This is a genomic window from Solwaraspora sp. WMMD1047, from assembly GCF_029626155.1.
In the GTDB taxonomy this organism is placed as follows: Bacteria; Actinomycetota; Actinomycetes; order Mycobacteriales; family Micromonosporaceae; genus WMMD1047.
This window is the reverse complement of sequence record NZ_JARUBL010000001.1, coordinates 7,664,285-7,676,690: the sequence shown is the minus strand read 5'-3', so window position 1 is coordinate 7,676,690 and position 12,406 is coordinate 7,664,285. Positions and strand designations below refer to the sequence as shown.

At 74.6% G+C, this 12,406-nt stretch carries 10 protein-coding genes; 4 read left to right on the top strand and 6 right to left on the bottom strand.

Annotated elements, in window-relative coordinates; all coding sequences use genetic code 11:
* The first annotated feature begins 137 nt into the window (after positions 1–137).
* Together amcB and amcA are read left to right on the top strand one after the other, a co-directional pair.
* Complete coding sequence (gene amcB, locus O7627_RS34970; RefSeq protein WP_347404730.1) at positions 138–1,241, top strand: cyclophane-forming radical SAM peptide maturase AmcB; 1,104 nt, start codon at positions 138–140, stop codon at positions 1,239–1,241.
* Complete coding sequence (gene amcA / locus O7627_RS34965) at positions 1,210–1,443, top strand: multiple cyclophane-containing RiPP AmcA (RefSeq protein ID WP_278097706.1); 234 nt, start codon at positions 1,210–1,212, stop codon at positions 1,441–1,443. Before amcB ends, amcA begins: the two co-directional genes overlap by 32 nt.
* Positions 1,444–1,614: 171 nt before the next feature.
* On the opposite strand, the gene O7627_RS34960 is transcribed toward amcA, so the two are convergent.
* Positions 1,615–1,833 (bottom strand): DUF3073 domain-containing protein, encoded by a 219-nt coding sequence (locus tag O7627_RS34960; RefSeq protein ID WP_278097705.1) that lies wholly within the window; start codon positions 1,831–1,833, stop codon positions 1,615–1,617.
* 166 nt (positions 1,834–1,999) lie between these two features.
* On the bottom strand, positions 2,000–3,115 hold the full coding sequence (locus O7627_RS34955) for a Glu/Leu/Phe/Val dehydrogenase dimerization domain-containing protein (protein WP_278097704.1): 1,116 nt from the start codon (positions 3,113–3,115) through the stop codon (positions 2,000–2,002).
* 153 nt (positions 3,116–3,268) lie between these two features.
* On the opposite strand from O7627_RS34955, the gene O7627_RS34950 reads away from it, so the two are divergent.
* Entirely contained in the window at positions 3,269–4,108 is an 840-nt protein-coding gene (locus O7627_RS34950; protein WP_278097703.1) for a hypothetical protein, read from the top strand.
* A gap of 254 nt (positions 4,109–4,362) precedes the next feature.
* The gene (locus O7627_RS34945; protein WP_007073996.1) at positions 4,363–4,572 is read left to right on the top strand and encodes a BldC family transcriptional regulator; all 210 of its coding nucleotides are present in this window, start codon (positions 4,363–4,365) and stop codon (positions 4,570–4,572) included.
* Positions 4,573–4,663: 91 nt separating this feature from the next.
* Here O7627_RS34945 and O7627_RS34940 read toward each other — a convergent pair whose 3' ends face one another.
* The 4 genes from O7627_RS34940 to O7627_RS34925 are packed head-to-tail and all read right to left on the bottom strand — an operon-like array spanning position 4,664 to position 12,370.
* On the bottom strand, positions 4,664–5,362 hold the full coding sequence (locus O7627_RS34940; RefSeq protein WP_278097702.1) for an ABC transporter ATP-binding protein: 699 nt from the start codon (positions 5,360–5,362) through the stop codon (positions 4,664–4,666).
* Positions 5,359–6,420: an ATP-binding cassette domain-containing protein gene (locus O7627_RS34935; protein WP_278097701.1), complete on the bottom strand. Its 1,062-nt coding sequence runs from the start codon at positions 6,418–6,420 to the stop codon at positions 5,359–5,361. Before O7627_RS34935 ends, O7627_RS34940 begins: the two co-directional genes overlap by 4 nt.
* A complete protein-coding gene (locus tag O7627_RS34930; protein WP_278097700.1) occupies positions 6,420–9,152 on the bottom strand; it encodes an ABC transporter permease in 2,733 nt (910 codons plus the stop codon). The genes O7627_RS34935 and O7627_RS34930 overlap by 1 nt, the downstream gene beginning before the upstream one ends.
* Complete coding sequence (locus O7627_RS34925; protein ID WP_278097699.1) at positions 9,149–12,370, bottom strand: FtsX-like permease family protein; 3,222 nt, start codon at positions 12,368–12,370, stop codon at positions 9,149–9,151. Before O7627_RS34925 ends, O7627_RS34930 begins: the two co-directional genes overlap by 4 nt.
* Positions 12,371–12,406: the final 36 nt, after the last annotated feature.

Here is a 12,406-nt window from a genome sequence, read left to right as displayed (position 1 = left end):
CCCATCTGATCCTCGACTCGACTGTCGGCCCGGGCGCGCTGGTCAGGGCTTTCACCGGGTGGCCGGCGCGACCTAGCCTGAGGGCAGGTGGCGGGTGGGAGGAGGAGCCGATGGCCAGCCGGCAAACGTTTTCCGGAATGCGGGGCATCGCCACGGTTCCGAGCTATGTGGTCATGCAACCGACCACGCTCTGCAACCTCGACTGCGCCTACTGCTACCTTCCGCTGCGGGCCGCCGACCACCGGATGCCGGTGCCGGTGGCCGAGGCGGTCGCCGGCCCGGTGAACGCCTGGGCCGCCGACCGGCGGTTCTCGGTGGTCTGGCACGGCGGCGAGCCGCTCGCGGCCGGCCGGCAGCACCTGGCCGCCCTGCTGGCGCCGTTCGGCCCCGAGGTCGAGCACCACATCCAGACCAACGCCACCCTGATCGACGACGCGTGGTGTGAGTTCTTCGCCGCGTACCGGATCCGGGTCAGCGTCAGCGTGGACGGCCCGGCCGCGCGCAACGGCGACCGGCTGACCCGGGGCGGGCGGCCGTCGTACGACCGGATAGTCAACGGGGTGGCCGCCCTGCGCCGGCACCGGCTGGCGTTCTCGGCGCTCTGCGTGGTCTCCCGGCCGGCGCCGGGCCTCGCCGCGGAGCTGTACGAGTACTTCCTCGGGCTCGGCTGCGACGTGCTGGGCATCAACATCGAGGAGACCGAAGGGGTCAACACCCGGGTCAACGCGCATCCGGCCGAGGCCGTCCGGTCGTTCTGGGCGGAGCTGACCGCGGCCTGGCGCGCCGACCCGAGCATTCACGTCCGCGAGGTCGAATGGTCGCTGCGGTACGCCTCGGCGGTGCTGGCCGGCACCGCGGACCAGGTGCTGCCGCGGCAACTCGACCCGATTCCGACGATCGCCCACGACGGGTCGGTCGTCCTGCTCTCACCCGAACTGGCCGGTTTCACCGATCCGGTCTACGGCGACTTCAGCAGCGGGAACGTGCTGGAGACGCCGCTGCCGCAGATCCTGGCGGCCGCCCCGGCCAGCGGCTGGGTGGCGGAGTTCCTGGCCGGCGTCGAGGCGTGCCGGGCGCGCTGCCCGTACTTCGGCTTCTGCGGGGGCGGGCACGCGGCCAACCGATACTTCGAGCACGGGCGTCTGGATGGTACGGAGACCAATCACTGCCGGAACAGCAAGATCCGCCTACTGGAGGGAGTGTTGGACCATGCCCGAGACCACGAGCCATCGGCCGCATGATCACCTGGTGGAGGGGGCTCCCGATCCGGTCGGCGACCGGGTGCACCAGGTCCGGGCCGGGCTGACCGCGCTGCTCGAGGAGGCGGAACAGGCCCGCCAGCGCCGGGCGGAGGCGGCGCCGGACAGCACCGCGGCGGTCTGTGCCTGGAACCACTTCGAGAACATTCCGACGTTCTACAACTGGAACAATCGGCCACGCTGACGGGCGAGCCGGCCCGGCCGGGCCGGAGCAGCCGACGAGGGGCCTGCCGGCGTCATCGCACGGCAGGCCCCTTCCTTGTCGTCACGTCGCCGGTCCGGGGCAGCGCCTGATAGACACCCGGACACGCGTGAGCACGCGGTGCGACCGCGTGCTCCGAGGACCCGGCGGCGGTCAGCGGGACGACGGAGCCCAGGTCCCTGGGTCGTCGTCCGCGTCGTGATCTTCGTCGTCGTCGTCGACGTACTCTTTGTAGTCGTCGTCGAAGTCGCGATCCGACTTGCCGCTACCGCCGAGTTCTCGCTGCAAGGCGGCGAGGTCGGTGTTCGGGGAGTGGTACTTCAACTCCCGGGCCACCTTTGTCTGCTTGGCCTTAGCACGGCCGCGCCCCATGGCTCGACCCCCTCGCACAGAATTCGGGGCAGCCCGAAGGCGGGCCCCGATGACGTCAGGCATCTCTCGTGGCTCTTACGGTACATGGGGATGCCCTGGTTCGGCACCTCAGGGTTACCGCCGCCACCGAGGTCCACCGGGCGGGACACCGGGGGCCCGCCGCCGATCATGGCAGCAGGATGCCCCGGAGCCGGCCCACCTCGGCCATCCGGCGCTCGGCGAGCCGGTCGGCGGCCACCGCGGGTGGCACCCCTTCGTCGTCGGCGAGCCGCAGGATCTGCCGGGTGGTGTCGTAGATTCTGGTCGCCCGCGCCTTGGCCCGCTCGAAGTCGAAGCCGAACCGGCCGCTGGCCGAGGGCTGGCTGGCGCCGACGATCTCGTCGGCCACCTGGATGACACCACCGGCGTTCACGACGTAGTCCGGGGCGTAGAGCACCCCCCGCTCGGCGAGCAGCTTCTCGATGCCGGGGTGGGCGAGTTGGTTGTTCGCCGCGCCCGCCACGATCTTGGCGCGCAGCGCCGGCACCGTCTCGTCGTTCAGGGCGCCACCGAGAGCGCACGGCGCGTACACGTCGATGTCGGCCGCGACCAGCGCGGTCGCGTCGGCGACCAGGTCCACCTCGGGGTGGGTCTGCCGGGCCCAGTCGAGGGCGGCCTCGCTGACGTCGGCCGCCGCCACCGAGGCGCCGTCGGCGAGCAGGTGGCCGGTCAGGTACTTGCCGACCTTGCCCAGGCCGGCGATGCCGACCCGCCGGCCGGCCAGGCACGGGCTGCCCCAGACATGCTCGGCCGCCGCCCGCATGCCCTGGAAGACCCCCCAGGCGGTCAGGATCGACGAGTCCCCGGCGCCGCCCAGTTCGACGCTGCGTCCGGTGACGAACCGGCTCTCCCGGGCGATCACGTCCATGTCCTGGACGTAGGTGCCGACGTCGCAGGCGGTGTAGTAGCGGCCGCCCAGCGACTCGACGAACCGCCCGTACGCCCGCAGCAGGGGCTCGGACTTGAGCTGCTGCGGGTCGCCCCAGATGACCGCCTTGCCGCCACCGAGGTCCAGCCCGGCGAGGGCGTTCTTGTACGCCATCCCCCGGGACAGGTCGAGCACGTCGTGCAGCGCCTCGGCCTCCGAGGCGTACGGATAGAAGCGGGTCCCGCCGAGCGCGGGACCGAGCGCGGTCGAGTAGATGCCGATGATCGCGCGCAGGCCGGTCTGCTTGTCGTGACAGAACACGACCTGCTCGTGCCCGGCCTGATCCTGGCCGTCGGTGCTGCCGAAAACGCCCATCACTACTCCTGTGGGGGGTACGTCCTTGTGGGACGCGGACCATAGCGGGTCGACGGGGTGCCGCCGATGGTGCGAGCCTAATGCCGGTCCCATGAATCGACCGATCCCAGACGCGCAACGCGGGCCGGTTCCGTTTCGTGGGAGGATCGCGCCGTGCCGTCGCTATTCGCTTCCTACCTGCGGGTGTATGAGCCGTTGACCGCATTCGACCGGGAGCGGCAGATTTTCTGGCGCCGGTACGTCCGCGAGGGCCGGGCGGTCGCCCCGCTGGAGGGCCCGGTGCGGCAGCGGACGGCGGTGATCGAGGCGCTCGGCGCGGGTTGGACCCGGCTGCCGGACCTGCCCGAGGAGGCGTACGTCCTGGAGGCCGACGACACCCTGCTGGTCTGCCCCTGGAACCTGCGGATCCGGGTGGCCGAGGCGGCGCTGAGCGCCCGGGACGGGGTGCCGCCGGTGCTGGCCGACGCGTTCGTGCCGCCGGTGCTCGCCGGCCAGGCGAAGGAGGTCGTGGAGCACTGGCGCAGCGGGGCGCGGGTGCTGGAGCACGGCATGCCCCGGTTGCACGAGCAGATCGCCACCTGGGGGGTGCCGCTGCGCTGGTTCGTCTTCGTCGACCTCGGCGAGCGCGAGCTGACCACCCGGCCGGAGCGGCGGGTGCTGCGGTACCGCACGGAGATCTCCAAGGCCCGCCGGCGGGCCTCCCGGGGGTTGAGTGTGTTGCGCAAGTCGGTGGGGGACGCGCCGATCACCGAGGCCGTCGAGGAGGGCGCCCGCTGGTTGGAGGAGTTCCATCCCCGGTCGGTGGTGGAGCTGGACTACGGCGGGCTGGTCAACCTGCTGCCGGACGAGGCGTTGACGGCCGACGATTCGCCCGGTCTGGTGGCGTCGGGGCTGGCCGGGCTCTCCCGGGGCGACGCGGAGGCCGCCACCGAGGCGTACGAGAAGCTCGTCGCCCGCTGGCGCGCGGTTCAGCTACTGGAGCGGTGCAACTGACCGCTCGGCGGATTGGTAGCGCTCCCATTTGAAGTATCTTCGTGACCTGGGGGTCACAACCCGTTGCATAGCGTCCTGCTATGCACCTTTGTAGTAATAAAAAAACCCATAAATCGGTCATTGTTCATCCGTCCATCCAAGGACCTTCGGCCGTTCGGCCCATGTCGGACATCGGGGACTAGCCGGACCATGGGAGACGCGTCGGCCGGCGGGACCCCGGCCGATGTCTATAGGTACCTGTGGAGGAGTGACCGATGGCATCGCGTACGCACGAACCCGAGCCGCTACTTACCCCGGCCGAGGTCGCGTCGATGTTCCGTGTCGACCCGAAGACCGTCACCCGGTGGGCGAAGGCGGGCAAGCTCAGTGCAATCCGGACCCTCGGTGGCCATCGGCGCTACCGCGAGTCCGAGGTTCGCGCTCTGTTGCAGGGGCAGATTCCCCAGCAGCGGCAAGGGGACTAGGGAGCGACCCTCGTCGATCCAGCATCGTAGCTCGGGGGCGGAAGACGTACGGCACGCGCGTACGCCTTCCGCCCCCGAGCTGTGCCGGCCGTCAGGCCGGCGCGGCTGCCGCCGCCTCGACCAACCGCCCGTCGCGCAGGCGCAGGGTCCGGTCGGCCAGCTCGATCAGGTTCGGGTCGTGGGTGGCGACCAGCGCGGTCATCCCCCGGGACCGGACCAACGCCCGGATCAGATCCATGATCGACCGCCCCGTCTCGGAGTCGAGCTGGCCGGTCGGCTCGTCGGCGATCAACAGCGGCGGATCGTTGGCCAGCGCCCGGGCCACCGCCACCCGCTGCTGCTGGCCACCGGAGAGCTCGTACGGGCGCTGGTTCGCCTGACCGCCCAGCCCGACCAGCTCCAGCAGCACCGCCACCCGGCGGTCCCGCTCGGCGGCCGGCACCTTCGCCAGCCGCAGCGGCACTCCGACATTCTCGGCGGCCGACAGGATCGGGATCAGACCGAACGACTGGAACACGAAACCGATGGTGTCCCGGCGCAGGTCCAGCAGCTCCGCCTCGGAGGCGCCAGTCAACTCCCGACCGGCCAGCCGGACCCGGCCGGCGGTCGGCTGGTCCAGCCCGCCGATCAGATTGAGCAGGGTGGTCTTGCCGGCCCCGGAGCGGCCCTGGACCGCTACCAGTTCGCCCCGGCCGGCGGTGAACGACACGTCCCGCAGGGCGTGCACCACCTGGCCGCCGCCGTGGAAGTCCCGCCCCACCCCCTCGACCTCGATGAGCCGCTCGTTCATCGGACCTCCCCATCCGGATCGACGGCACCGGTCCGACCAGCGGCGCCATCCTGGGCGGCGCCATCCTCGGCGGCGGTGCCGGTCGGTGGCTCACCGGGTCGGACCTCGACGTGGTCGGGTTCCAGGTTGAGCCGGACCCGGTCGCGCAGGGCGAGCGCCTCGACGAACGCGGCCGGCAACTGCATCCGGCCGGACCGGTCCAGCACCGCGTACTCCTCGGTCACCGTCTCGGCGACGCCGTCGGCGCCGATCCGCGCCGACCGGCGTACCTCGGAGGCGGTCCGGCCGTCGCGGATCGCGACGGTCCGGCGGACCTGGGACGCCACGGCGTGGTCGTGGGTGACCACCACGATCGTCACCCCCAACTCGGCGTTGATCGTGCGCAGCGCGTCGAAGACCTCGCCGGCGGTGCCCTCGTCGAGTTCCCCGGTCGGCTCGTCGGCGAAGAGCACCTCGGGATCGTTGGCGACGGCCACCGCCACCGCACAGCGCTGCTGCTCGCCACCGCTCATCTCGCCCGGCCGCCGATCGGCGCAGTGGCCCACCCCGACCAGGTCCAGCAGCTCCAGCGCCCGGGTCCGGGCGGCCCGACCCGCGCCGCGCCGGCGGCCGCGCCCGGCGGCCAGCCGGATCGGCAGCTCGACGTTCTCCCGGCCGGTCAGGTACGGCAGCAGGTTGCGGCCGGTCTGCTGCCAGACGAACCCGACGGTGTGCCGGCGGTAGCGCAGCCGCTGCTTCGCCGACATCCCCAGCAGGTCCACCCCGGCCACCCGGGCGATCCCGGCGGTCGGCACGTCGAGCCCGGAGAGGATGTTCAACACGGTGGACTTGCCCGAGCCCGAGGCGCCGACGATCGCCAGCAGCTCACCCCGGTCGACCGTGAGGTCGAGCCCCTGCAGGGCGACCACCTCCACCCCCTCGGTCTTGAAGATCCGCACCAGCCCCTCGCAGACGATGTGCCCGCGCAACCGGTCGACGCCGCCGGCCCGGGCCGCGGCCCGCTCGGCGGCCCGCCGTTGCAGGGCGGCGAGATCCGGTTCCTGAACCGTCGTGGTCATCAGTTCTCCTCTCCGAGCCGGAGCACCGCGCCGAGGCGGGCCCGCCGGTTGACCAGGTTCTCGACCGCCAACGACCCGGCCAGCCCGACCGCGACCAGGGCCAGCGCCCCGGCCACCACCACCGGATCGAGCCGGATGCCGGTCGGCAGGCCGGCGGTGAAACTCGACAGCCCCAGCGACGGGGCCAGCAGCCAGGGCAGCGCCGCCCCGACCAGGCCGCCGGCGAGCAGGGCGGTGCCGACCACCGGGGCCAGCTCGTACCCGAGCAGCCGCCGGCCCTGCCGGCGGGACAGTCCCATGGTGCGCAGCCGGGACAGCGCCCGACCCCGCGAGCCGGCCCCGGCGACCACCGCGAAGGCCAGCGCGAGCAGCGCCAGCGCCGCCGACCCCACCGCCCCCACCGTGTACGTGAGCGTCAGCACCTCGTTGGCGCCGGTCCGGTCCAGCGCCCGGCGGTGGTCCTGCCAGCCGGTCAACTCGGCCGCCAGCGGCACCTCGGCGTCCGGGGTGCCGAGCACACCGGCGGCGTGCTCGCGCTGCCCGGCGTCGGCCGTCTCGCGGACCGTCGCGGCGTCGAACCCCGAGCCGGCGATCAGATAGCGGTTCGGGATGATCGGTTTCCACTCCGGCACCGGCAGCGCCTGCCAGGGCAGCACGATGAACCGGTCGGCGTCGATCCGCAGCCCGGGCACCTCGGCGGCGACCGCCCCGACGGTGAACCCGTAGAGCCGGCCCTGCACGTCGACCACCGGCCCACCCTCGCTCGGGTCGGCCACCAGCCGGGCCACCTCGGGCGAGACGACCGCCGGTGCGGGTCCGTCGCCGCGGGTCGCCCGGCTCAGCGTGGCCGGCACCGGGACCCGGCGCCCGCTGGCCGTCACCACCCGGTCGAACGCGGCGGCGTCGACCACCAGCACCTGCACCGAGCCGAGCGTCTCGGCGGCCGGCCCGGTTCCGGAGAGCACCCGGCGGTTGTAGTCCAACAAGGCTGCCGCGACGGCGTCCACCCCCGGCAGGTCGGCCAGCCGGTCGCCGGTGGCCGGGGCGAAGGCGTACCCGGTGAGCAGGGCGTCGGCCGCGACCTCCCGGTCGCTGATCCGGTCCCGGGTGTCGGCGATCGAGGTGCCGAGCACGGCGCTGAAGATGCCGGTGCTGATCGCGATCACCAGCACCGCGAGCGGGCCGGCGGTGATCGGGGCGCCCCGACCGGCCCGGGCCAGACCCAGGAACGCGACCGCACCGCGCAGCCGGGCGGCCAGCCGGTCGAGCTGGCGCAGCGGCCAGCGGACCGCCCGCTGGGCCAGCAGCGCGGTGCCGGCCGCGAGCAGCACCGGCACCGAGACCAGGTACGGGTCCACCGTCCCGGTCGCCGGCAGGCCGCGCTGGTGCAGCAGGTACAGGCCGAGCCCGGCCACCGCCAGCACCGCCACCTCGGCGGTGAGTCGGCGGGCCGAGAGTCGCTGCCGGGCCAGGTCCCGCCGGCCGGCGGCCCCCGCCACCCGGCGCTGCCCGGCCATCACCACCACCGGCACCACCACCGTGGCGAGTACGCCGACGGCGACGACAAGCGGCAGCTCCGCGCCGCCGGGCCGGCCGGGCACCAGCGTGCCGAGCAGCCAGCCGACGACCGTGGCGGCGGGCACCACCACCGCCGACTCGGCGAGGGTACGGGCGCCGATCGCACCGATCGCCGCGCCTCTGGCCCGCAGCAGCGCGAACTCCTCGCGGCGCCGTTCGGCCGCCAGCCGGGCGGCCAGCAGGATCAGTCCGATCAGGGTGGCCAGCAGGCCGGACTGGACGACGGCCAGCAGCGCCCGGACCGAGCGCAGTTGCGCGTCGAACCGGGCCAGCGTCCCGTCCAGGGAGGTGGTCAACGCCGCCCCGGCCGGGCCCCGGCGGACCGTGACCACGGCCGTCGTCACCGACTCGATCCGCGACGTGTCCAGCCGGGCCGGGTCGATCCGGAACCGCCAACCGTAGCTGACCAGGCCCAGGGTCCGGGCGGCGGTGTCGATGCCGGTCCAGTCGGTGACCGCCATCACCTGGTACGGGTCGCCGTCGGCGAGCGGCTTGATCGGCTCCAGCGACAGCCGCAGGTCGTCCCAGACCGGATCCGATGCGTCCAGCGGCTCGTAGAGACCGACCAGGGTGGCGCGCACGGTGTTGTTGGCCAGCCCGCCGGAGATGTCGAGTACGTCACCCACGGCGAGCAGGAGCGTCTCGGCGGCCGGTCGGGAGATGGCTATCTCGATGCCGCCACCCGGCGGGGCGGGAGATTCGGGCCAGGCACCGGCCACCAGCCGGGCCGCCTCCCGCACCCCGCTCTGGGCGCGCAGCCCGAACACCGGCGGCGGCCCGCCGGTGAAGGGTGGTTCCGCACCGGCGGCCCGGATGCCGTCCGGCCCGATCGTGGCCGAGTACCACCGGTCGCTGGTCAGCCCGGCCAGCGGGGCCGGCAGCTCGGCGTGCAGCTCCGCCAGCCTGGACTGTAGCCCGGCGGGGTCCACCGCCGCGTCGTTCACCCTGGACCGGGCGGTGAAGTTGAGGTCCCGGGCCAGGTGCGGCAGGTCGGCGACCGCCGGACGCAGCGCCCGCTCGCCGGCTTCGTTCGTCAGCCGGGGGGTGGCGGTGACCAGCCCGGCCGCCACCAGCGCGAGGGCCGCCAGCAGCCCGAGCAGACCGGGGTACGCGGCCAGCCGGCGTACCACCGTCCGGAGGCGTCGCCCGGTCACTGGTCCGCCCCGATCCGCAGGTGGGCGGCGGCCAGTCGCTGCCGCAGTCCGGCGGCGACCAGCGCGCTCATCGCCAGGGCGAGCAGCAGCAGCCCGCCGGCGGTGGCCAGCACCGGTGGCCAGTCGATGGCGAGCAGCGGAACCGGGGACGGCCGGTCGGCCGCCGGGGTGAGGATCACCAGCGGGGCCATCGTGGCGGCCACCGCGATCCCGACCGCCAACCCGACCAGCACCCCCATCCCGGCGAGGAACCCCTGTTCGGCGAGGAGGGCGCGGGCCAGCAGCCGGGGACCGGCGCCGAGGGTCCGCAGCACCGCCAGCTCGGTCACACGGCGGCGGGCGGTGGCCCGGACGTCGACCGCGATGCCGACCCCGGCGAGCAGCAGCGCGCCGAGCGCGGCGGCGAAGAGCGCCGACCGGGCGCCGACGCCGTACGGGTCGCGTGCCAGGTCGCTGGCGACCGCCTGCCGGTCCAGCACCCGGATCCCGGCCAGGTCGGCAGCCGCGGCCGCCACCGGACCGCCCGGGTCCCCTGGGCCGCCGTCGTCCGGTCCGGGCGGCGCGGCCAGCCACCACTCCTGGGCCGGGCGGACGATGCCGTGCCCGTGGAACAGCCGGTCGCGCAGCGCCGGCAGGTCGACCAGGAGGGCAGCCGGTTCGGTGCCGCCCGGTACGGATTCGAGCTGGCCGGCGATCCGGGCCTCGACCTCGACGCCGCCGAGGGTCACCCGGCCGTCGTCGCCGACCGCGAGGCGGAGCGCGGCGAGGGCCGGCGGGGTGGCGAGCACCGGCACCGGGTCGGCCGGCGGCGCCGCCGCGACGGCGAATCGGATCGGTGCGGCGCGGAACCGGGTGCCCTCCGGCACGGGCACCTGGTAGCCGGCGGTCAGGCCGTCCGGGGCGGCGCTGGCCGGTTGCGCGGCGCCGGTGCGGTCCACGGCCTGCCAGGTGCCGGCACCGGTCAGGTCCAGCTGGCCGGTCGAGCCGCCGACCGCCCGCAGTTCGGTGAGCTGCCAGCTCAGCCGCAGCCCGGGTAGGCCGTCGCTCTCCACCAGGAAGCCGGCCAGCCGGGCGGGATCGGCCCCGGCAGCCGGCAGGTCGACGGCGAACCGCAGCGGTTCGCCGGACCGGCTGCTGCCCAGCGGGACCAGCCGGTGACCGGCCGGCCCGACCAGCACGGCGGCGGTCTGCACCGCCGCGCCGGTGGTCGGTCCGGCGGTGCTGGTCCGGAGCTGGCCGGTCAGCCGCCGGGTCCCCACCGGCAGCTCGGTGACCGGGGTGGCCGGTCGGTCGCCGGCCAGCCGCCGCAGCAACTGGTCCGGCGATCCGCCGGCCAGGTCGTCGCGCAGCAGCAGTACGTCGGCGCCGGCCCGGCCGTCCAGCGCGACCATCGAGGCCGGTTCGGCGAGCGCCCCCAGCCGTAGGTTGTCCCGCCACGCCGGCAGCGCGGTCGGCGCCCCCGGCAGCTCGGCGAGCTGGCCGGCCCGCTCGTCCGGCGCGGCGCCGGTGGCCTCGACCAGGCGCAGGTCGGCGCCGACCTGATGGTTGGCCTGATCGACCAGGGACCGCTCCGAGGTGCTGGCCAGGCACCAGGCGAGGGTGCCGACTGCGACGGCCAGTGCCAGCAGCAGCACCGGTCCGGCGTGCGGTCGCCGGCCGGCCTGCCACATGCCGAGCATGGTCGCGGTCCAGGGCTTACGGTCGACATACCGCTCGGCGAGGCGGGTGGCCGGCGGAAGCAGCCGCAGCGAGAGCACGGTGCCGGCCAGCACCCCCAGGGTGGGGGTGGCCGCCAGCAGCGGGTCGATGCCCAGCCCGCCGTCGCCGCCGCCGGCCAGCGGCGACGAGTACTCCCGCAGCTGGGTCCAGCCGAGCACGGCGAGTCCGATCAGGGCGAGGTCGGCGCCGGCCCGTTGGGCGGCGGCTCGGCGATTGGGCCGGGACCGGCTCGCCAGGTCGCTGGTGTAGGTGCCGCCGCGGCGCAGCGCCGGGCCGAGCATCGCCAGCGCGCAGCCCGCCGCGGCCAGGGCGGCCACCAGCCAGCCGGTGGCGTCCAGCCGGGGCTCGACGCGCAGCGCGGCGGCGGTGAGCATCGGCAACCGGTCGGCCTGCCGCAGGACCGCGGTGGCGACCAGCGGCGCGAGCAGCGCCGCCGGCAGGACCACCAGGGCGGCCTCCCGGGCGGCCAGCCCGGCGAGCTGGGCCCGGCCGGCGCCGCGGGCCCGCAGCAGCGCGGTCTCGCCGCGCCGATGTTCGGTCAGCAGTGCGGCCACCAGCAGCAGCGCGTACCCGCCGAGGACGACGACCAGCAGGACCGGGGTGACGAGCGCCGACCGGCCGACCAGGTTGGCCCGCTGTAGCCGTTCGACGAGCTGGTCGAGGCCGGTGCTGACCAGGCCGGAGCTGCCCAGGCCGGTGGTCTCGGGCAGGGTGTCGGCCAGTTGCCGGGTGTCGGCGCGTAGCCGGCCCAGGCCGGCCCGGGTGACCTCGGTCAGCTCCGGTTGGACCAGCCAGGCGGCCGAGGCGTTGGCGAGGAAGTGGTTCACGAAGTCGGCCCGGTCCACGGTGAGTGGACCGTAGGTGGCCGACTGCGGGGCGACCGCCTCGGTCACGTACGGGACCAGCCGCCAGTAGCTGTCTGCTGGGTCGACCGGCCGCCAGACGCCGACCACCGCCAGCTCGGTCACCCGGCCGGTGATCCGGTCGCCGACCGGAACCCGGTCGCCGACCGTGACGCCGAGGAGGGTGGCGACGGGTTCGGCGAGCGCGGTCTGCAGTGGCGTGCCGCCGGGACGGGGCCAGGCGCCGGCGGTCAGCTCGGCGTGCTCGGGTAGCCGGTCGAGGAAGGTGACGGCTGCGTAGACGACGCCGTCGGCGTCCGGGGTGGCCGCGCCGGTGTCGCCGGTGAGCTGTCGGCCGGCCGCGAACCCGGCCGCCGAGACGGTGGCGGCATGGTCGTCGAAGCCGGTCGCGACGGCGTCCCGTAGGGCGGTGTCCCGGTCGGTCAGGGTGGTCGCCGAACCGCCGGCGGTGCCGCGTACCAGGATCGAGCGGTCCTGCGCGGGCGCGGCGGCGACCGCGCTGCGGGTGCCGGAGTCGATCACCTCGGAGCTGTAGGTGGCGAGGCCGGTGAGCAGGGCGGTGGCGATGAGGGTCGCTCCGGTCGCCGCGAGGAGCAGGCCCAACGCCGCGCGGGCACGCCGGAACACCAGCATCATCGGTTAGCCACTCCTCGCCGCCGCGTCTGGCGCCCC

Excerpts from the sequence above, each read along its gene's own strand:
- O7627_RS34960 (WP_278097705.1), bottom strand. The coding sequence starts at position 1,833 with ATGGGGCGCGGCCGTGCTAAGGCCAAGCAGACAAAGGTGGCCCGGGAG.
- amcB (WP_347404730.1), top strand. The coding sequence starts at position 138 with ATGCGGGGCATCGCCACGGTTCCGAGCTATGTGGTCATGCAACCGACC.
- O7627_RS34925 (WP_278097699.1), bottom strand. The coding sequence starts at position 12,370 with ATGATGCTGGTGTTCCGGCGTGCCCGCGCGGCGTTGGGCCTGCTCCTC.
- O7627_RS34935 (WP_278097701.1), bottom strand. The coding sequence starts at position 6,420 with ATGACCACGACGGTTCAGGAACCGGATCTCGCCGCCCTGCAACGGCGG.
- O7627_RS34955 (WP_278097704.1), bottom strand. The coding sequence starts at position 3,115 with ATGGGCGTTTTCGGCAGCACCGACGGCCAGGATCAGGCCGGGCACGAG.
- amcA (WP_278097706.1), top strand. The coding sequence starts at position 1,210 with ATGCCCGAGACCACGAGCCATCGGCCGCATGATCACCTGGTGGAGGGG.
- O7627_RS34945 (WP_007073996.1), top strand. The coding sequence starts at position 4,363 with ATGGCATCGCGTACGCACGAACCCGAGCCGCTACTTACCCCGGCCGAG.
- O7627_RS34940 (WP_278097702.1), bottom strand. The coding sequence starts at position 5,362 with ATGAACGAGCGGCTCATCGAGGTCGAGGGGGTGGGGCGGGACTTCCAC.